The organism is Dethiosulfovibrio peptidovorans DSM 11002 (assembly GCF_000172975.1).
In the GTDB taxonomy this organism is placed as follows: Bacteria; Synergistota; Synergistia; order Synergistales; family Dethiosulfovibrionaceae; genus Dethiosulfovibrio; species Dethiosulfovibrio peptidovorans.
This window is the reverse complement of sequence record NZ_ABTR02000001.1, coordinates 307,456-326,363: the sequence shown is the minus strand read 5'-3', so window position 1 is coordinate 326,363 and position 18,908 is coordinate 307,456. Positions and strand designations below refer to the sequence as shown.

General features: G+C 55.2%; 19 protein-coding genes and 1 tRNA gene. 18 read left to right on the top strand and 2 right to left on the bottom strand.

The annotated features are described in order from the left end of the window. Positions 1-89: 89 nt before the first annotated feature. Positions 90-177: transfer RNA gene (locus DPEP_RS01665), tRNA-Ser, on the bottom strand. A gap of 111 nt (positions 178-288) precedes the next feature. On the opposite strand from DPEP_RS01665, the gene DPEP_RS01660 reads away from it, so the two are divergent. From DPEP_RS01660 to DPEP_RS01595, 14 genes are all read left to right on the top strand, one after another. After that, a complete protein-coding gene (locus DPEP_RS01660; RefSeq protein ID WP_005659022.1) occupies positions 289-720 on the top strand; it encodes a CoA-binding protein in 432 nt (143 codons plus the stop codon). 69 nt (positions 721-789) lie between these two features. Further along, on the top strand, positions 790-1,200 hold the full coding sequence (locus tag DPEP_RS01655; RefSeq protein WP_005659021.1) for an acyl-CoA thioesterase: 411 nt from the start codon (positions 790-792) through the stop codon (positions 1,198-1,200). A gap of 21 nt (positions 1,201-1,221) precedes the next feature. After that, a complete protein-coding gene (gene iorA / locus DPEP_RS01650; protein ID WP_005659020.1) occupies positions 1,222-3,075 on the top strand; it encodes an indolepyruvate ferredoxin oxidoreductase subunit alpha in 1,854 nt (617 codons plus the stop codon). Positions 3,076-3,077: 2 nt separating this feature from the next. Continuing rightward, complete coding sequence (locus DPEP_RS01645; protein WP_005659019.1) at positions 3,078-3,632, top strand: 2-oxoacid:acceptor oxidoreductase family protein; 555 nt, start codon at positions 3,078-3,080, stop codon at positions 3,630-3,632. Continuing rightward, positions 3,616-4,137: a prepilin-type N-terminal cleavage/methylation domain-containing protein gene (locus DPEP_RS01640; protein ID WP_005659018.1), complete on the top strand. Its 522-nt coding sequence runs from the start codon at positions 3,616-3,618 to the stop codon at positions 4,135-4,137. The genes DPEP_RS01645 and DPEP_RS01640 overlap by 17 nt, the downstream gene beginning before the upstream one ends. Before the next feature lie 43 nt (positions 4,138-4,180). Further along, positions 4,181-4,693, top strand: a complete 513-nt coding sequence (lepB, locus tag DPEP_RS01635; protein ID WP_005659017.1) for a signal peptidase I — start codon at positions 4,181-4,183, stop codon at positions 4,691-4,693. After that, entirely contained in the window at positions 4,693-5,517 is an 825-nt protein-coding gene (locus DPEP_RS01630) for a YlqF/YawG family GTPase (RefSeq protein ID WP_005659016.1), read from the top strand. The genes lepB and DPEP_RS01630 overlap by 1 nt, the downstream gene beginning before the upstream one ends. Beyond that, positions 5,514-6,098 (top strand): ribonuclease HII, encoded by a 585-nt coding sequence (locus DPEP_RS01625; protein ID WP_005659015.1) that lies wholly within the window; start codon positions 5,514-5,516, stop codon positions 6,096-6,098. Before DPEP_RS01630 ends, DPEP_RS01625 begins: the two co-directional genes overlap by 4 nt. Further along, positions 6,095-7,135 (top strand): flagellar hook-length control protein FliK, encoded by a 1,041-nt coding sequence (locus DPEP_RS01620; RefSeq protein ID WP_005659014.1) that lies wholly within the window; start codon positions 6,095-6,097, stop codon positions 7,133-7,135. The genes DPEP_RS01625 and DPEP_RS01620 overlap by 4 nt, the downstream gene beginning before the upstream one ends. Then, positions 7,132-7,407, top strand: a complete 276-nt coding sequence (locus DPEP_RS01615) for an EscU/YscU/HrcU family type III secretion system export apparatus switch protein (RefSeq protein WP_005659013.1) — start codon at positions 7,132-7,134, stop codon at positions 7,405-7,407. The genes DPEP_RS01620 and DPEP_RS01615 overlap by 4 nt, the downstream gene beginning before the upstream one ends. A gap of 2 nt (positions 7,408-7,409) precedes the next feature. After that, a complete protein-coding gene (locus DPEP_RS01610; protein WP_005659012.1) occupies positions 7,410-7,781 on the top strand; it encodes a YraN family protein in 372 nt (123 codons plus the stop codon). Further along, a complete protein-coding gene (locus DPEP_RS01605) occupies positions 7,778-9,277 on the top strand; it encodes a YifB family Mg chelatase-like AAA ATPase (protein ID WP_005659011.1) in 1,500 nt (499 codons plus the stop codon). The genes DPEP_RS01610 and DPEP_RS01605 overlap by 4 nt, the downstream gene beginning before the upstream one ends. After that, positions 9,274-10,350 carry a DNA-processing protein DprA gene (gene dprA, locus DPEP_RS01600; RefSeq protein ID WP_005659009.1) on the top strand — a complete coding sequence of 359 codons (1,077 nt, stop codon included), beginning with the start codon at positions 9,274-9,276 and terminating at the stop codon, positions 10,348-10,350. Before DPEP_RS01605 ends, dprA begins: the two co-directional genes overlap by 4 nt. Further along, positions 10,347-11,195 (top strand): pyruvate, water dikinase regulatory protein, encoded by an 849-nt coding sequence (locus DPEP_RS01595; protein WP_005659007.1) that lies wholly within the window; start codon positions 10,347-10,349, stop codon positions 11,193-11,195. The genes dprA and DPEP_RS01595 overlap by 4 nt, the downstream gene beginning before the upstream one ends. 5 nt (positions 11,196-11,200) lie before the next feature. On the opposite strand, the gene DPEP_RS01590 is transcribed toward DPEP_RS01595, so the two are convergent. Further along, positions 11,201-12,331: a PucR family transcriptional regulator gene (locus DPEP_RS01590; protein ID WP_005659004.1), complete on the bottom strand. Its 1,131-nt coding sequence runs from the start codon at positions 12,329-12,331 to the stop codon at positions 11,201-11,203. 200 nt (positions 12,332-12,531) lie between these two features. On the opposite strand from DPEP_RS01590, the gene ppsA reads away from it, so the two are divergent. From ppsA to trmFO, 4 genes are all read left to right on the top strand, one after another. Continuing rightward, positions 12,532-14,916, top strand: coding sequence for a phosphoenolpyruvate synthase (gene ppsA / locus DPEP_RS01585; RefSeq protein ID WP_005659002.1), 2,385 nt, complete (start codon positions 12,532-12,534; stop codon positions 14,914-14,916). Positions 14,917-15,064: 148 nt separating this feature from the next. Continuing rightward, complete coding sequence (locus DPEP_RS01580; RefSeq protein ID WP_156775049.1) at positions 15,065-15,331, top strand: hypothetical protein; 267 nt, start codon at positions 15,065-15,067, stop codon at positions 15,329-15,331. A gap of 15 nt (positions 15,332-15,346) precedes the next feature. Further along, a complete protein-coding gene (gene topA / locus DPEP_RS01575) occupies positions 15,347-17,476 on the top strand; it encodes a type I DNA topoisomerase (protein WP_005659000.1) in 2,130 nt (709 codons plus the stop codon). Further along, on the top strand, positions 17,473-18,816 hold the full coding sequence (gene trmFO / locus DPEP_RS01570) for a methylenetetrahydrofolate--tRNA-(uracil(54)-C(5))-methyltransferase (FADH(2)-oxidizing) TrmFO (RefSeq protein WP_005658999.1): 1,344 nt from the start codon (positions 17,473-17,475) through the stop codon (positions 18,814-18,816). Before topA ends, trmFO begins: the two co-directional genes overlap by 4 nt. The last annotated feature ends 92 nt before the right edge of the window (positions 18,817-18,908 follow it).

Here is an 18,908-nt window from a genome sequence, read left to right as displayed (position 1 = left end):
TCTACCTGGTCGAATGTGGACACACAACCCCAATAAAAGCAGTAGCCGTCCGGGTGTTGGACTCTCCCGGACGGCTACGAATATGCCATTGGCGGAGGGTGTGAGATTCGAACTCACGGAAGCTTGCGCCTCAACGGTTTTCAAGACCGCCACCTTCGACCGCTCGGTCAACCCTCCCAGTTTACCCAGACATTATAACAAGAAAAGCGGATAAGCCAAGGGCTCGTGATAAAATTGAGCTATACAGTGCGATATTCAGTCTACGGCAACCAAAAAGGAGGAATAAATATGACAACCAACGATCTTGTAGATAGAGTCCTATGTAATCGAGGAAAGGTAGCTGTTATAGGAGCTTCGGACAAGGTAAACCGCCCTGTTTACGACGTCATGTCCTATCTTAAATCGGCCGGTGTGCGGCTGTATCCCATAAATCCGAGGCTAAAGGAAAAGGAAATACTGGGGGAAAAATGCGTCTCCTCTTTGGCCGATATAGACGGTCCGTTGGACATAGTCTCGCTTTTCATATCCGCCCGATTTCAGGAAGGGCTGAGGGATGAGTTAAACGCTCTCCCCTATAAACCGGCAGTGTGGTTTCAGCCTGGGACTAAAAATTCCTCCCTGGAAGCCTCTTTAAGGGAGGACGGTTTCGAGGTGGTTAGCGACAATTGCATGAAGGTTGCACATCTGCGGCGCTGTACAGCACAAAAGCAAATAGTTTAAATCTTCTATTGTTTTTTTGAAGAGCTAAAACGGTATAATGAAAGTGTTCATCGAATGGGAGGATTTTACTTGAGGAAGAGCGTCTTTGTTTTTCGCGTCAGATATGCCGAGACCGACCAGATGGGAATAGCGCACCATGGAAACTATCTCACTTGGTTTGAGATGGGGCGTTCCACCCTATGCAGGGAATGGGGAAAACCCTATGCAAGTTGGGAGGACGAAGGGGTCTTCCTGCCGGTGGTCGAGGCTTCCTGTAGGTATAAATCTCCAGCGAGGTACGATGAGGAGCTTTCCTTGCATACCTCGGTGGAGCAGGTAAAACCCCATAGCGTTACGTTCAAATATAGGTTGTACAGAGGGGATAAGCTGTTGGCAGAGGGGAAGACCCGCCATGCCTTTGCTACTCCGGACGGTAAATTGATCCGTGGCGGTCACCCCCTTATCCGATGGCTTGAGGAACGGTCGACAGAGAGGCCGTAATCCAAAAGAGGGGGAGTCATCTTGAGCAAGAGAAGCATATTGTTAGGTAACGAGGCCATAGCGAGGGGTATCGTGGAGGCCGGATGCGAGATAGCCACTGCCTATCCCGGAACACCTTCTTCCGAGATCCTTCCTGCCGTGGCAGCTTATTCGGATCAGTTAGGAACCAAGACTGCGGTCGAATGGGGAGCCAACGAGAAGGTAGCCTACGAGATGGCGGTGTCGGCCTCTTTCGGAGGAAAGAGGACCTGCTGTATCATGAAGCAGGTCGGACTCAACGTGGCGGCCGATCCGTTTATGAGCACCGCCCATTTCGATCTCAAGGGCGGATTCCTGCTCGTGGTGTCCGATGATCCCGGTCCTCATAGTTCTCAGACGGAACAGGACAGCCGTTATTTCGCCATGTTCGCCAAGGTTCCGTGCTTCGATCCGTCGACCGCCGAGGAGGCGAAGGAGATGGTCTTCGACGCCTACGATCTCTCGGAGAGACACGGTATTGTGACCATGCTTCGACCTACCGGCAAGGTGGATCACGCAAGACAGGACGTTCCCCTGAGGGACGAGGTTTTGCCGCCTAAGAAGGACGAGTTCAAGAAGGACCCTAAAAGATGGGTTTGTCTTCCAGCTGGAGTCAGGGTAAATCACCCCAGACTAAACGATAAAAATGACGTCATTCGGAACGAATTCGAGAAAGATTACGAAAAATACAATTACATTGTTCCGGCGAAGGGTACCGCCCGTCTGGGTATCATAGCCGGAGGTACCACCTTTGCCTTCCTGTCCGACATGATCCGAACCAGCGGCAGGGACGACATAGAGATTCTCAAGATAGGCACTCCCGTCCCCCTTCCGGTCAAGTTGTGCGAGGAATTCATAGCACGTCACGAAAAGGTGTTGGTCCTCGAACAGACCTACCCAGTTATAGAGACTCAGCTGAACGACCGTAATAAGATAATGGGACGTTGGAACGGTTTCGTGCCGAGGGCGGGGGAACTTCTGCCTGAGCTGATAGAGGAGATCATAGCGAAGTGTCTCGGAGACGAGGTCGAGACATCTATCGACGAGGACGTGCTTTCGGCCATGGAGGAGATGCAAATAACCCCCAGGCCTCCCATGCTCTGTCCCGGATGCCCTCACAGGGCCAGTTTTTTTGCTATCAGGAAGGCCCTACCGAAGGCGATCACCCCCTCAGATATAGGGTGCTATACCTTGGGCATAATGCAAAAGGGAATAGACAGCGCCATAGACATGGGGGCTGCCGTAACAGCTGCCTCCGGTTTCTACCTGGCCTCTAAGGTCGACGGAGAGGAACGTCCGGTGGTCGCCACTATAGGAGACTCCACCTTCTTCCACAGTGGCCTCACCGGTTTGGCCAGCGCGGTCTACAACCGTCATGCCTTCGTACTCGCCATACTGGACAACCGTATTACCGCCATGACCGGAGGACAGTCCAGCCCCAACGTCGGGGCGAAACTGAGAAAGGGCGATCAGGGAGTTCAGATAGACCTGGAGCAGGTCTGTCGGGGCTGCGGTGTCTCCTACATCAAGACCGTGGAGGCCTACGATGTGGACGAGAACGTCGACGTCGTAAAGGACGCCTGGGCCTACGCCTGGGAGAACAAAGAGCCAGCGGTGTTGATCTTCAAACATCCCTGTATAACCATCCTCAAGGAGCCTCCGACCCCGAGGCCGGTAAGGATGGATCCAGAGGTTTGTATAGGCTGTAAATATTGTATTACCTCCTTCAATTGCCCCGGACTGGTCTTCGACGAGTCCTCCAAGAAGGCTTATATAGACGAGAGATACTGTGTCAACTGCGGTGTCTGTATGAGCGTATGTCCCCACGGGGCCATAGTTTTGAGAGAGGAGGCCTAATTATGCAGTTCGTCATAGTAGGTACCGGAGGTCAGGGTATTCTATTTGCCAGCAAGGCTCTGGGGCACATCGCCATGGAAAAAGGGCGTAGCGTCGTAGGCAGCGAGGTTCACGGCATGGCACAGAGAGGGGGCTCAGTCGTGAGCCACTTCAAGGTGGGAGAATATCTCAGTCCCCTGGTGAAGGTAGGAGAGGCCGACGTACTGCTCGCCTTCGACCAGAACGAAGCGGTCAGGAACCTTCATTATCTGAGGGACGGAGGGACCCTTGTAGTCAATCTATACGATCCCAAGGCCTTCCAAAACGACAGGCTTCAGAGCTCTCTGGATCGCCGTAAGATAGAGGTCCATCCCATAGAGGGGTACTCTATTTTGAAAGAACATATGGGAGGGCGGTTTCTTTTCCTGAACGTCCTGATCCTAGGGGCGATGTGCGGTGCTGGCGTCGGAGGCGTCTCGGTGGACGAGATGAATCAGGCCATAAGTGATCTGGCTCCCCCCCGTTTCGTAGAAGAAAACCTGAAGGTCCTAAAACTGGGGCATGAAGCTGCCAGATAATTGCTACGAGGGGGAGAGGAAGGGGGCTTTTGCCCCCTTTTTTATTCCCCTTCGGGCCTACACCCTGTTGGAGGTACTGGTCGTATTGGTTTTATTGTCCGTTGGAGCCGGATCGGTTTTTTTAGTGATCTCTGGAGAAAACTGGAGAAACTACTGTGCCAAAGACGAGGCGCTCCGTATGACCCGATGGTTGACGAATCGTTATCAGCGGTCCATCATGTACCGTAGATTCTTTTTCCTGATCATTTCCGAGCACGGGAGCGGCGTGGACAGGATTGGTCTTACCTGGATGGATCCGACCGAGAAGGAGATATTCAGGCTAAAATACTGTATCCTATCCAGATCGGGACCTTTCAGCCTGTCTTTTTATTCTCCGATCTACCGGACCTTGTCCCCTGGAATGACCCTTCACATATATACTACTGATGATACAAAAAAACCTCCTCTTGGGAAGATAGTCCTTCCTGTAAAGGGGGTTCCATATATGGAGTGGTTCCGACATTGATCTGGGTAGAGAGTCATATTTTAATTTGGAGGTTGTTCGCAGAATGGCAGTAAAACCATGGTGGAGAGAGACCATCGAGACGATACTTTGGGCGGTAGTTCTGGCATTGGTCATTCGTACCTTTGTGGTCCAGGCTTTTTGGATTCCTAGTGGCTCGATGATCCCTACCCTTTTACCTGGCGACAGGGTTTTAGTGTGCAAGTTTTGGTATGCCCTTCAGGAGCCTGAAAGAGGTCAGATATTTGTCTTTAAGTATCCTGTGGATCCCAAGAGGGACTTTGTGAAACGGATAATAGGGCTGCCCGGAGACAAGGTCGCCATAAGACAGGGAGAGGTCTTTATCAACGGAAACCCAATAGAGGAGCCCTACGTTGGTTTTCCAGACGCCTACATCATGGACGAGGTTAAGGTCCCGGAGGGGCATTACTTCGCCATGGGAGACAACAGACCCAACTCTCAGGACAGTCGTTTTTGGGGGTTCGTCCCTGAGGACAACATAAGAGGCCCCGTATTTCTCCGTTACTGGCCGATCAAGCGGATAGGTTTGGTGGACTGATGTCGGGACGTACAGTTTGGTTTCCCGGCCATATGGCGAAGGGAACCAGAAAGCTCGAAGGACTTATCGGTAAGCTGGACCTTATCCTGGAGGTAAGGGACGCCAGAGCCCCGGAGGTAACGGCATCGCCTCTTGCCTCATCCATGTCCAAGATCTGTCCGGTATGGAAGGTCCTTACCAAGAGCGACCTGGCGGATAAAAAGGTCACCGACGCTTGGCTTTCTCTGTATAGAAAGGGCTCGGGCAAGGCCTGGGCGGTGGACCTGTTGAAGGGGAAGATCGAGCCTATGAGAAGAGACTTGCTCAAGGCCTCTCCATCCCACCGGGAGCTGCGTCTGGCAGTAGTGGGGATCCCTAACGTCGGCAAATCCGCTCTTCTTAACTGTCTGGTAGGCAAGAAAAGCGCATCGGTCGGAGGCATACCGGGAGTAACGAAGGGAGTCTCATGGTACAAGGGCAGAGGCTTCCTAGTGGTGGACTCCCCGGGAATACTGGACCCCAAATCGGATGAACACATACAAAAAGCCCTGGCTTGGCTGGGATGCAGCAAGGCGGAGATCATAGGAGGTTACGACGCTGTGGCCTTTCGTCTGGTGGAGTTCCTTCTGGAAAAGGACCTGTGGTACGTCGTAAAGGACGCCTGGGGAGTGAATCCGGGAGAGGATCCCTACGAGACTTTGGAGTCCCTGGGCAGGCGACTGGGCTGTCTTCTGCCGGGAAACAAGGTGGATTTTACCCTGGCGGGACGGCGGTTTTTAGAGGCCTTCTCGGCGGGGAAGCTAGGAGCGTTCTCGCTGGAAAGACCGGGAGACCTCATAGGATGACCCTTTCCCCTGTCTTTGCCGGAGTGGACGAGGCGGGGAGAGGGCCCATGGCAGGGCCGGTTGTAGCGGCTGCTGCCATCTTGACCGAGGAACAGTCGGAGAGGCTCGTTTCCGCCGGTCTCAGGGACTCAAAAAAGATGACTCCTCTGAGAAGGGAAAAGGTCTTTTCCTTGATGGGGGAGCTCGGTGTGATCTGGGCCGCTCAGGCGGCATCGGTCGAACGGATAGACAAGATAAACATACTGCGAGCTACCTTGTGGGCAATGAGACGGTCGGTAGAGAGGCTGCCTTCCCGTCTGTTCGACGGCGTCTTGGTGGACGGAGACAAAGAGATCCCCGATCTTATATGGCCTCAGAGAGTCTGTCCCCACGGAGACGATGTATATCCTCAGATCTCCGCCGCATCGGTGGTCGCCAAGGTGCTGAGGGACAGGGCTATGGTCGCCTTGGACCGTCTGTATCCCGCCTACGGTTTTGCGTCCCACAAAGGATACGGGACCAAGGCTCATAGGAACGCCCTTGAGGCGATGGGGCCGTCGCCGATTCACAGAAAAAGCTTCCACTGGAGAGGTCCGGCATGATAGACGGAATAGGAAATTCCAACAACTTGAACATTGGGGTAGGAAGAGGACAGACCCCGGATATCTCGAAAGGGGCTATGACCCTAAAGGCCAAAGGCATAGCCGACGGGACCGTCGTGGAGGGGCGGGTGCTATCCGCCGAGAACGGAACCTACACGGTCCGTATCGCCGGACAGAACCTCATGGCACGATCCAACCTGACACTATATCCGGGGCAGCATTTTCAGGCTCTCTGGGACGCCAAGGGCGACGTGCCGGTATTGCGGCTTCGTCCGGAGGACGCAGCCCTTTTGGGAAAGCTCCCTCAGGGAGACCGAGAAGCGGCGTCGCTGCTTCTGTCCAAAGGGCTTCCTCTGACCGACGAACTTATGTTAGGTCTTCGAAGGGAGTTTCGCCGTCTGGGAGGTGACTCGGTCTCTATGAATTCTCTGGTAGAACTGATGGCTCGAGGCGAGGCAGTGACTTCAGAAAAGGCCAATCTTCTGTCCTGGTACCTTTCAATGGACTCTAACTCTGTGGCAGCCCAATGGCGCAGGATAAGAGAGGAGCTTCGGGAAAGGTCACGCCGAGGGGAACACCCTCTCGAGTCGCTCCGCGATATGAAAGAGGGCGAGGACGAATCTAGCCTTTTTCTTCGGGCTCACTCTCTGGTCTCCCGTCCTCCCCGTGAGCCCTTCTCTCATGCGGCTCTTGCTGGGGCCTGGTGGCCCTCTCCCGACGAAGATTCACTGCCTGCCCGGGTCCGATTCAGCTCCTCCGGAGGCGGTCCTGGAGAGGAACGCCGTTACTATCAGGTTTCCTTTGCCCTGGACGGAGTGGCCATAGGAGAGGTGTCCGGACGGTTGGAATCGGACGGGAAAGCCCTGGCCGTATCTATAAACGCCGAGGATCCGGCAGGTCGAGACATCATATTGGAAAGACTTAACGAACTCAGGGACGATCTATCCGACCTTGAAATGTCCCTTCAATATCTAGGGGTAGAGGGCAGGAGAAAAGACGATGGCCGCCGCTATCTCAGATTGGACATAGAGGCATGAACGACGGCGATAAAGGCCGCTTCAAGGCGGCAGCCCTGAAATACGACAGAGAGGAAAGAGAGGCCCCCCATCTCGTCGCATCCGGATCGGGAAGGATAGCCGAGAGAATCGTTGAGGTCGCCCGCGAGGCGGAGGTCCCCATAGTGGAGGACGCCGCTCTGGTCAGCGCCCTCCTGGCGTTGGATATAGGGGAGGAAATACCTCTCGACCTCTACGAGGCGGTCGCAAGGGTCCTGGCCTTCATATACAAAGTCGACGTGGGAAGTCGATAACCGTGACCGCCCCTCATCTCGAAAAGGGCAAGCGAGGAGAGGACCTCGCCTGTCGTTACCTTCGAAACCTGGGATGGACCGTCCTGGAAAGAAACGTACGTTTCCGCAGGGGAGAGCTGGATATAGTCGCTAGGGATGGGGATACCCTGGTGATAGTCGAGGTCCGATTCAGGACTACCGGCATAATAATGTCTCCCGAGGACTCGGTGGGACCGAGAAAACTCAGGCGCCTCGTGATCGCAGGGGCTGCCTACGTAGAAAAGACGGGGTGGAACGGGTTCTGGCGGATCGATCTGATCGCCTTGACTGAGAGGAAGGGACGTTTGTTCCTGAATCATTGTCGGGACATCACGGGAGGAGATGTGGTGTTGTGAACCCAGTAAAAGCCGTCACATTGAGAGGTGTCGAGGCCAGAGAGGTGGACGTAGAGGTGGAGATGGCAGGAGGACTGTTCTCCATCTCCATAGTCGGCCTTCCGGACGCATCGGTCAGGGAATCCAAGGAGAGGGTCCGGGCTGCCCTCAGGTCTGTCGGCGTCTCTCTGAAGGGAAGAATAGCGGTGAACCTCGCCCCGGCCGACCTTCCTAAGGAAGGAACCCTCATGGACCTGCCCATAGCGGTGGGGTTGGCGCTTCGTTCCGACAGGTTGCCTCTGTCCAGGCCATCTCTCTTCATGGGAGAGCTTGCCCTGGACGGAAAAATACGCCCTGTGAGAGGTGCCGTGCCTGCCGCCATCTTGGCTCGAAAATCCGGCATGCCTCTATACGTCCCGGAGGGCAACGCCACCCAGGTTGGTTTAGTCTCCGACGTAGAGGCATACGTGGTGGATCATCTGTCCTCTCTTCTGAGCCATATAAAATCCGGCTCGGACCTCCCTAGGGTGAAGCCGGAAAAACCGGGATCGGACATACCTGCGGCGGATCCCGACTTCGGCGATATCAGAGGCCAATCTGCGGCCAAAAGGGCCTTGGAGATAGCCGCGGCAGGACACCATAACGTTCTGTTGGTCGGGGCTCCCGGCAGCGGTAAGACGATGTTGGCCCGGGCGTTGAGGGGAATTCTGCCTCCACTGTCGGATCGTGAGCTCCTGGAGACCCTTACTGTCAGGAGCACCCTGGGCAGCGATGGACCTCTGGATCGTCAGCCCCCTTTCAGAATCGTCCATCATACCGCATCGACCGTGGCGGTCTGCGGCGGAGGTTCTGCCCTCAGGCCCGGTGAGATATCCCTGGCCCACAGAGGGGTCCTGTTTTTGGACGAGTTCACCGAATTTCGTCGAGATCTCGTCGAGGCCATGAGGCAGCCTCTCGAGGACGGGGCTATCTCGGTCAGCAGGGCCTCCGGAACGGTTGAATATCCCTCCAGAGTCCTACTGGTGTTGGCGGCCAACCCCTGTGGGTGCGGGTGGTACGGTGATCCAGTCGAGACCTGTAAATGTTCCGCCTCCGAGCTTGAGAGATACAGACGTAAATTCTCCGGACCGATGATGGACAGAGTCGATCTCCATATATCGGTGCCTCGTCTATCTCCTGAGGAATTGGTCGGACTGTCCGTGGCGGCGTCGGAAAAAAGCGATTCTATACGAGATAGAGTCTGCATGGCCAGGTCCGCACAGAGGGAACGATGGCGTCGATGGGGCTATGGCTGCAACGCCGAGGTGCCGGAAAAACTTCTCAGAAAAGAGATGGCCCTATCCCAGGAGGGAAAGGCCGTCCTGATCAAGATGGCAAACCGGTTGAACCTCTCGGGAAGGGGAATGTCCAGGGTTCTGAAGGTCTCCAGGACCGTGGCTGACCTTGCCGGAGAGACGGAGGTCTCTAAGGTAGCGGTCATGGAGGCCCTATCCTACAGAGGGGAAAATCGATCATGACCCGTAGCGAAAGAGCCCTGTTGGCTCTAAACTTCTCTGTGAACGCCCCGGGGCAGTGGGCTCGTGAGCTGGACCTTCTGGGAGAGACCGCCGAATCCCTTGTGTCGAATCGAAAGCTGGCCCTATCCCTGGGATTCAAAGAAGACCGATGGGAAAGAATGGCTGGGCTCTACGGTTCTGACTGGCCGGAGGAGGAGATGGAGAGAGCCTCTCGCTTCGGTGCCCAGGTTTTTTTCAGAGGGGATCCCCTTTTCCCCGACGGACTGGACCACTCTGACGACCCTCCCGTCGTCCTCTACGTAAAGGGATCCTGGCCTATACCTGGCCCCTGTGTCTCTATCGTCGGTACCAGAAGATGTTCTCCCTACGGTTCCCAGGTAGCTCGCGCCTTGGCGGAGAGACTGGCCTTAGCCGGGGTCCTGGTGGTCAGCGGAGGAGCCATGGGTATCGATGGATCCGCTCATTCCGGTGCGTTGGAAGGCCAAGGGGCTACCGTCGCAGTCCTTGGAACCGGTGTTGATGTCGTCTATCCTAGAGGACACGAGCAACTTTTCTCATCCATATCGGAAAAACGAGGTGCCTTGATGAGCCGTTTCCCTATGGGAATCAGGGGAAACCGTTGGCATTTTCCGAAAAGAAACGGTATTATTGCGGCGTTGGCCGATCATCTGGTCGTGGTGGAATCCCCCATAAAGGGTGGATCCATGATAACCGCAGGATTGGCCGGCGAGATGGGGCGCCCTGTATGGGCCGTTCCCGGACCTATTGTGCAGAAAGTCTCACAGGGATCGAACAAGCTCCTCTTCGACGGAGCACAGCCCCTTTGGGATCTGGATGAATTCGTCTCATTCGTAGCAGGAAGGGACTCGCAGCTGTCTCTTTTTCCTCCCGGGGAACCCCCTAAGCCGTCTCCTTTGCTGGAGGAAATAGCCACGTCCGGGGGGATCACCGCCGACGGCCTGGCGGACAAACTGGGTATATCCGTGCCGGAAGTCCTGGCGACTTTGGCCGATCTGGAGGCGGATGAAAAGATATACCGTTCCGGCCCGGGGCGTTGGTGCGCTCTTTTGTGAGAATAGAGAGGGGTTTTCTCGTGCTTGCCGAAGAAGGACAGGATCTTAATATATTTGTAATATCTGACTTTACCGGAGAGACCGCCCATAGCGTGGCCTTGGCCGCTGCGAGGCAGTTCCCTGATAAGAGGATAAAATTCACCCGCTATCGTTACCTGAAGGAGCCGGACATGGCTCGTCAGGTCTGTGAGTTGGCTAAAGAATCCGGAGCAGTGATAGTCTGCACCCTCGTAGAACATAAGATAAGGGCCTGTTTCCGAAAGGAAGCCCAGAGATATGGCGTCGAGGTCGTCGATATATTCGGACCTCTCATGGACGCCTTCTCATCCCATCTGGGAGTTCCTCCGCTAGAGGAGCCGGGGCTGATGCATCAGATGGACGAAGCCTACTTCAAGAGGGTCAAGGCAATAGAATACTCGATCACCTGCGACGACGGAAGCAATCCCCATCTTCTGGGAGAGGCCGACTTGGTCATACTTGGGGTCTCCAGAACCTGCAAGACCCCCCTCTCCATGTATCTCGCCAACAAAGGCTATCGTACCGGCAACATCCCCCTCGTTCCTGAGCTGGATCCGCCGGAGCAGCTTTTTCAGGTCCCCAGAGCTCGCATAGTGGGGCTGGTCATAGATCCCAACGCTCTGATGCAGATTCGAAGAGAAAGGCTCCAGATGCTTGGTCTGGACCCGGAGAAAGCCTCTTACGCCCAGAGGGATAGAGTCGAAAAAGAGCTCGTCTACGCTCGGTCGGTCATGAACAGAGTTGGCGCTACAGTTTTCGACGTAACCGGCAGAGCCATCGAGGAGACCGCTCAGGAGGTTTTGGATTTTATCGGAAACAACTCCTGAAACACCTAGGGCCCCATATCCTCCTTTATCTCGTCCATCAGACATGCGAGGGTCAGGTTGAGCTTGGCCATAGGGTCCTGACCGTCCATGCCTAAAATCTCCCATATCCTGTTCTGGCGGTACCTGAGGGTGTTGTAGTGTATCTTAAGATCAGCTGCGGCGGTCTTCAGATGCCAGCCGGATCTAACCAGCGACCTTAGTGTATCCCTTGCGTCCTTGTCCTGCCGGATGACGTTCATGTAGCGATTAACGAACTTCGTGTTCTTAGCAGTTGGGGGGAGGCTCCTGAGCACGTCGTATATTTCCATGTCCTGCCAGAAGGATACCGGTCCCTTGTCGAGGCGACCTCCCAAGACGATGGCCTCCATCGCCTCCTCGTGGCTTTTCCACGCCTCCACCGCGTTGTCCACAACGGAGCCTACCCCTATGGAGAACTCCTCTCTACCCTTTCTCTTTGAAAGAAACTCAGCGAGAGCAGACTCCAGATCGTTCCTCCATTCCTTACTCTTTACCGGTAGCAACAAGACCAGATCGTCCATTACCGTCCCCTGCAAAGCCGAGGGAAAACGGGATTGAAACCACCGAGATAGGAGATATACCGGTTCCGAGGTATTCTTGCCTCCGTTGAATTTCGCCACGAGAACTAGCAGCGAGCCAGTGATCCCCGATCCCCTTTCGGCGGCCTTTCTCAGAGATCTCTCGGCCAGCCTTCTGTTCTTTGCCAGGATGTCCCTGACAAGGTCGCCCTTCATCTGGTGGTTCTCTTCCGACCTACCCTTTCTTTCCTCTATAGCCAATCTCAGAGCGGTGGTCCCGAATCGGAGAATCTGGGATTCCCCGGTTGGATCTGCCCCCTCCTCCCTGTAGTAGAGAACGTAGCCCAGCCTCTCGCCCTTGTCCTCGACTGTTCCGTGAGGGTATATAGCTATAAGCTCGTGGAGAGGCATCTCCTTGACCTGAGACACGAACTGGCTCGATTTTGCCGCCAGGTGCAGATTCCCCGTGTCGTTTTCCCAGAAAGCGACGTTGCCCAGGAATTCTCCCAGAATCTGGACGGTCTCCTCAACTCCCTTCCTATCCTCTATGGACCTCATGAATACAGATGCCGGATTGCCCTCGTTTTGTAGAGGGTCCATGTCAGTAAACTCCCTCCCCGCTTATACAGCATAAACCTCTTTGAGTTGTTTTATTTCATAATAAAGGTTGAATATAGTGTTTCAGTGTCGCTATACCATAGATTTATGCCGTTATTTATGTCAAATAATACCACGTATCGCCCGTTTTTTCGGGGCATAATAGGGCAAGTTCGTTATGGATACCGGGGAGGAGATCTTCAATGGCTTACAGATACGTGAGATGGTTCAACGGAATAGGCAAAGACGATGTCGCCTTGGTCGGGGGAAAAGGTGCCAACCTCGGGGAGCTAACAGTGAACGGTGTGGACGTGCCTCCCGGTTTCTGCGTAACCGCCCAGGCCTATGTCGACTTTATCAAAGGAGCCGGGATAGAGGGAAAGATAAGGGAGGCCGTCGGCTCGGTGGACGTGGAGAGCTCCGTCGATCTGTCCAGGGCCTGCGATTCAGTCAGAAGACTTATAGAGGAGTCTCCCATTCCGGTGGATATTGAGGCGGAGATACGCACCGCCTACCGAGAGCTTTCTGAGTCTATCGATCTGAACGATCCGAGGGTGGCAGTCCGCAGCTCCGCGACCGCCGAGGACCTACCCGACGCGTCCTTTGCAGGACAGCAGGATACCTATCTTCACGTGATAGGTGCCGACTCTGTCGTGGCTCACGTCAGGCGCTGCTGGGCTTCTCTGTGGACTGCCAGGGCGACCTATTACAGGCAGCGCCAGGGATACGATCACTTTCAGGTAGCCCTCAGCGCCGTGGTCCAAAAGATGGTCTCCAGCGAGAGGTCCGGCGTCATGTTCACAGCCAACCCCGTGACCAACAGTCGTTCTCAGATAATGATAGAGGCCAGCTGGGGGCTCGGAGAGGCGGTAGTCTCGGGAATGGTGACTCCCGACGAGTACATACTGGATAAAAGGGACCTGGCCCTTATGGACGTCAACGTGGCGGAGAAGAGGACCATGGTGGCGGAGAAGAAATCGGAGCAGGGTACGGTCTCCGTTCCGGTAGCCGACTTTCTGGGGCCTCAGTTCGTGGACAAACAGTGTCTGGGAGCGGAGGAAATAAGGGCCCTGGGATCGGCGGCACGTAGGATAGAGGAGATATACGGTGCTCCTATGGACATAGAATGGGCCTTCGACGGAGACACGTCACGGCTCTATATACTTCAGGCTCGTCCTATCACCACTCTCTTGGACGAGCCCAAGGCAAACGAGGAGGAGAAGGCCGTGGAGGATAAAAAGGCGCTCAAGGTATTGGTCAGAGGATTGGCCGCCTCTCCTGGCATAGCGTCGGGAACGGTGGTGGTGGTTAAGACTATCGACGAGATAGACAGGGTCGTGGATGGACAGATAATGGTTACCACCATGACGAATCCTGACATGGTTCCGGCCATGAAGAGGGCCGCCGCGGTCGTCACCGACGAAGGGGGACGAACCTGCCATGCCGCCATAGTTTCCAGGGAGCTGGGCATCCCCTGCATCGTAGGATCCAAGAACGGATCCTCTCGACTCTCCGAGGGAGCGGTTGTCACGGTGGACGCCACCAGAGGAGTGGTCTACGACGGAGCGGTATCTCTGTCTTCCGATGAGGATAAACACTCTCCTCTAGCGCCAGGAGCGGCCCCGTCCTACAACAGGGACATGGTCTACGATCTGGCCCCCGTGACGGGGACCAAGATATACATGAATCTCGGCGACTCGTCGGTGGTGAATAAATATAAAAACCTTCCCTTCGACGGAATAGGTCTCATGAGGACCGAGTTCATCTTCAACAGTTTGGGAGTGCATCCCATGTACATGGTCAAAAACGGCGAGGGAGACAAACTCATACACGAGATGTCCGAATCCGTTACTGCCGTCGCCCAGGCGGTATATCCCCGTCCCGTGGTTGTCCGCCTCAGTGACTTCAGGACCAACGAGTTCCGCGGCCTCAAGGGAGGGGAAGAGGTCGAGCCGGTAGAGAACAACCCCATGATAGGCTGGCGAGGGGTCTCCCGATATATCTCCGACGAATACGAGGAGGGCTTCCGACTGGAGTGTCGTGCCATCAAGAAGGTAAGAGACGAATACGGCCTCATAAACGTCTGGGTCATGCTTCCCTTCGTCCGGACTACCTGGGAGCTGGAGAGGGTCAAGGAAATATTGGCCTCCGAGGGGCTCGTCCGAAACAAGTCGTTCAAGCTCTGGATCATGGCCGAGGTCCCAGCGGTAGTCTTCGCAGCCGACGAGTTCGCCCAGATGGTGGACGGCTTCAGCATAGGCAGCAACGACCTCACCCAGCTGGTCATGGGGGTCGACAGGGACTCGGGTATACTGAACACTATGGGGTACTTCGACGAGAGGAATATCTCCGTTACCAGGGCGATAAAGACACTGATAGAGGCGGCCCATCGCCACGGTATCACCTGTTCCATCTGTGGTCAGGGTCCATCCCTCTATCCCGACTTCGCCGAGTTCCTCGTTAGGTCCGGCATAGATAGCATGAGCGTCAATCCTGACACGGTGGCCTACACCAGGAAACTGGTCGCCGGAGTAGAGCAGAGACTCATATTGAACGGAATAAGAGGATTGACAGGGCTTGACCGCTAGGCTTTGAATAGTCTATATAAGATCGAGGGCGAGGCTTCCGTTGCGGGAGACACTCGCCCTCGATTTTGACGTCTTTCGGTTGACAACTCCGCCGGTGAGGGTACAATGTCGGTCGTTTCATATATTTTCAAGCGAGGAATTGATGCCAGTGACTAGAACGCTACACGACGTAGAACGGTGGTTCTTGGATATGGACGCTCAGACCATGGTCTATCGCTATCTTGCCTGTAAAGACGTCCCTTCCGAGGTCGTTGAAAAAGCCATCGATGAGGCGGTAGCTTTCGGCAGAAGTCATCATCGTCCCGTCGACGCCGAGATATTCAGCGCATTCGTGGATACTTTTTTCATAGACATATGTCACGGACCCGAATGGGCCATCCGTAAAAACGACGGGGCCCCTTCCTGGATCTGTTGAGAGAGGAGGCGACGGATGGCTAAAGCGAAGAAAAAAACTAAAAGCGAAACCGGAACGGTGCTGGTGGTGGTAGAGTCTCCCACGAAGGCGAAAACCCTCACTAAGATGTTAGGTCCGGGCTACACCGTCAAGGCCAGCGTGGGGCACATAATGGACCTTCCTAAAAGCCGCCTGGCCATAGACGTTGACTCCAACTTTCAGCCGGAATACATATTGGTCAAGGGAAAGGCCAAGATCAAGAAGGAACTGGTCTCCCTGGCTTCCAAGAGTCGCAAGGTACTCTTGGCCTCCGACCCCGATAGAGAGGGAGAGGCCATAGCCTGGCACCTGGCCGGTCTGATGGACATAGAACCCGACTCGGAATGTCGCATAAGGGTCCATCAGATAACGAAGGACGCGGTGGTTCAGGCCCTGGACGATCCGGAGCCTATCGACATGGCCAAGGTCAACGCCCAGCAGGCCAGAAGGGTACTGGACCGTCTGGTCGGCTACACCCTAAGCCCGCTTCTGTGGAAGAAGATAAGATACGGCCTTTCCGCCGGAAGGGTACAGTCTGTGGCCTTGACCATACTCTGCCGTAGAGAGAAGGAGATAGAGACCTTCGAGCCTCAGCCCTACTGGATAGTGGAGGTTGACGGAAGCTCGGAGGACGGCCGTCGCTACCATCTGAAAGTAGAGAAAAAAGACGGAAAGACCCTCATGGTCAAGGGCCGTCCCATGAAGATAGACAGTGCCGAAAAAGCCCAGGAGATAGTCGAGACGGTAAAGAGAGAGGGCATAACAGTCACCTCCTTTACCACCAGAGAGGGACGCAGAAAGGCTCCCGCCCCCTTGAAGACCAGCACCCTACAGCAGGAGGCCGCAAGGAGACTTGGTTTCTCCCCTCGTCGGGCCATGAGGGTGGCCCAATCTCTGTTCGAAGGCATAAACATACATGGCAGAGGGCTTACAGGTCTTATAACCTACATGAGAACCGACAGTCTCAGATTGGCTCCCGAGGCCATCGGCTCCATAAGGGATCTGATCTCCAAGGGATGGGGTAAAAATTACCTTCCGGAAAAGGCAAACGTCTTTTCCTCTAAAGGAAGGTCTCAGGACGCTCACGAGGCCATCCGTCCCACCGACATATCCCTGAAGCCGGAGGATATAAAATCGGAGCTTACCCCGGAGCAGTATCGTCTCTACGACCTCATATGGCGTCGAACCGTGGCCTGTCAGATGACTCCTGCCAAGATAGATAACTCTACGGTTGAGGCCGCCTCGGGACCCTACGGTCTCAGACAGAAGGGAGCGGTCGTTCGTTTCGAGGGGTGGGGTGCCGTCTGGCCCATAGAGACCAAAGACGACATAGTGTCTCCCGCCGTCGAAGGCGAGACCCTCTCAGTCGACGGAGTGGACCAGGAGAGAAAAGAGACAAAGCCCCCCGCACGTTTCACCGAGGCAAGCCTCATAAAGACCCTGGAGGACGAAGGAGTCGGAAGGCCATCCACCTACGCATCCATAGTCGAAACCCTTTACGACAGGGCCTACGTCGAGAAAGACGACGAAAAGCACCTGGTCCCCACCGCTCTGGGACGATCGGTGGACGATTTTCTCCTCGATCATTTCGACGGTGACAGCGTATCGCCTATAGTCAACACCGGGTTCACCGCCACCATGGAGGAATCTCTGGATCTGGTGGAGGAAAACGAGAGAGACTGGGTAGACGTCGTATCTCAGTTCTGGGAACCCTTTACGAGGGCCATCGCCGAGGCGGAAAAGGCCCCAAAGGTTCCGCCGCCTCCGCCGGAATTCATCGGTGAGGACTGTCCCGAATGTGGCAAGCCTCTGGTGAAGAAAAGAGGACGTTTCGGCGAATTCATAGCCTGCAGCGGCTATCCGGAATGCAAGTACACCAGGCCTATCCTGAAGAAAATCGGGGTTCCCTGTCCTAAATGTGGCTCCGAGAAGGGCGGAGAGGTGGTTCAGAGAAAGAGCAAGAAGGGAAGGAACTTCTACGGCTGTTCCAGATACCCCGACTGCGATTTCGTATCCTGGAATAAACCAGCCGTCGAGAGATGTCCCGAATGCGGGGGACTCATGGAGTACAAGGGCAGATCTCGCACCCCCGTATGCACCCAATGCGGCCATAAGGGTGTCGAATGATGTCTAAAAGAATAACTGTCGTCGGTGCCGGTTTGGCCGGATCCGAGGCGGCCTGGCAGATCGCGGAGAGGGGGGTTAACGTCACTCTCGTTGAGATGCGGCCTAAGGTTTCATCTCCAGCCCATAAGACCGACCTTTTCGCCGAGCTGGTGTGCAGCAACTCCCTGGGTGGGGACACCGAAACGACTCCGGCAGGCATACTTAAATCCGAGCTTAGGGCCTTGGGCAGCCTGATCATGAAGGTCGCCGACGAGAACTCCGTTCCGGCTGGAAAGGCCCTTGCGGTCGACAGAGAGGGGTTCGCAGCTTCTGTGACGGATAGACTTCTGTCTCATCCGCTAATTCAGGTGGAACGACGGGAGGTCGAAGAAGTTCCGGAGGGCCCGGCGATATTGGCCACCGGTCCCCTCACCTCCGAGCCCTTGGCTAGATCCATAGGAGAGCTGGCAGGAGAAGAGTCCCTCTTCTTCTACGATGCCGTAGCGCCTCTGGTTTTGTCTGACACCATAGACATGACCATAGCCTACAGAAAAGACAGATACTCCGAGGAAGAGGGCGGAGACTATATAAACTGTCCTATGAACGAGGAACAGTATCGTGTTTTCCATAAAGCCCTCCTGGAGGCGGAGAGAGCCCCCCGTCACGACTTCGAGAGCAAGATAAAGTACTTCGAGGGGTGCATGCCCGTAGAGGCCCTGGCGGAAAGGGGCCCCGATACCCTGTGTTTCGGCCCTTTGCGTCCGGTAGGACTGGAGCATCCCGTTACGGGAGAGCGTTTCTTCGCGGTGGTCCAACTCAGACAGGACAATAGAGACGGTTCGGTCTACAACATAGTCGGTTTCCAGACCAACCTGAAGTGGGGGGAGCAGGACAGAGTCTTCCGGCTCATCCCCGGGCTGGAAAACGTGGAGTTCGTCCGCAAGGGAGTCATGCATAGAAACATATACGTCAACGCTCCCAAGGTCCTGGACGGACATCTTCGTTTCAGAGGCGGTGCAGAGGATATCTACCTTGCAGGACAGATATCCGGGGTGGAGGGGTATGTCGAGAGCGTTGCCATGGGCATGGTCGCGGCGCTAAATCTCCTGTCGTCCGATATGGAGCTGCCCCTCCCGGAATGGCCTGTGGAGACCGCCATAGGCGCCTTGCTGAATCGACTTTCCGACGACACTGTGAAGCGTTTTCAGCCTACCAACGTCAATTTGGGCATATTTCCCTCGCTGGGGGAGAGAATAAAGCTGAAGCCCGAGCGATGCCGTAGAGTAGCTCTCAGGGCCCGAGACCGTATGGACGATTTTCTTTCCGATACCAGGTGGAAAAAACTCTGGTCCGAGGAGTAGATACCGATTTAGTTCCACCTGATGGATTTTTAAGGGCAATATTTCCAATTGTGCTGTTTTGTGGTATCCTTTTATGCCATTAAACGGATCCC

Coding starts and splice junctions, on each gene's coding strand:
- dprA (WP_005659009.1), top strand. CDS start 9,274: ATGACCCGTAGCGAAAGAGCCCTGTTGGCTCTAAACTTCTCTGTGAAC.
- ppsA (WP_005659002.1), top strand. CDS start 12,532: ATGGCTTACAGATACGTGAGATGGTTCAACGGAATAGGCAAAGACGAT.
- DPEP_RS01630 (WP_005659016.1), top strand. CDS start 4,693: ATGTCGGGACGTACAGTTTGGTTTCCCGGCCATATGGCGAAGGGAACC.
- DPEP_RS01620 (WP_005659014.1), top strand. CDS start 6,095: ATGATAGACGGAATAGGAAATTCCAACAACTTGAACATTGGGGTAGGA.
- topA (WP_005659000.1), top strand. CDS start 15,347: ATGGCTAAAGCGAAGAAAAAAACTAAAAGCGAAACCGGAACGGTGCTG.
- DPEP_RS01590 (WP_005659004.1), bottom strand. CDS start 12,331: ATGGACCCTCTACAAAACGAGGGCAATCCGGCATCTGTATTCATGAGG.
- trmFO (WP_005658999.1), top strand. CDS start 17,473: ATGATGTCTAAAAGAATAACTGTCGTCGGTGCCGGTTTGGCCGGATCC.
- lepB (WP_005659017.1), top strand. CDS start 4,181: ATGGCAGTAAAACCATGGTGGAGAGAGACCATCGAGACGATACTTTGG.
- DPEP_RS01625 (WP_005659015.1), top strand. CDS start 5,514: ATGACCCTTTCCCCTGTCTTTGCCGGAGTGGACGAGGCGGGGAGAGGG.
- DPEP_RS01645 (WP_005659019.1), top strand. CDS start 3,078: ATGCAGTTCGTCATAGTAGGTACCGGAGGTCAGGGTATTCTATTTGCC.
- DPEP_RS01615 (WP_005659013.1), top strand. CDS start 7,132: ATGAACGACGGCGATAAAGGCCGCTTCAAGGCGGCAGCCCTGAAATAC.
- DPEP_RS01660 (WP_005659022.1), top strand. CDS start 289: ATGACAACCAACGATCTTGTAGATAGAGTCCTATGTAATCGAGGAAAG.
- DPEP_RS01640 (WP_005659018.1), top strand. CDS start 3,616: ATGAAGCTGCCAGATAATTGCTACGAGGGGGAGAGGAAGGGGGCTTTT.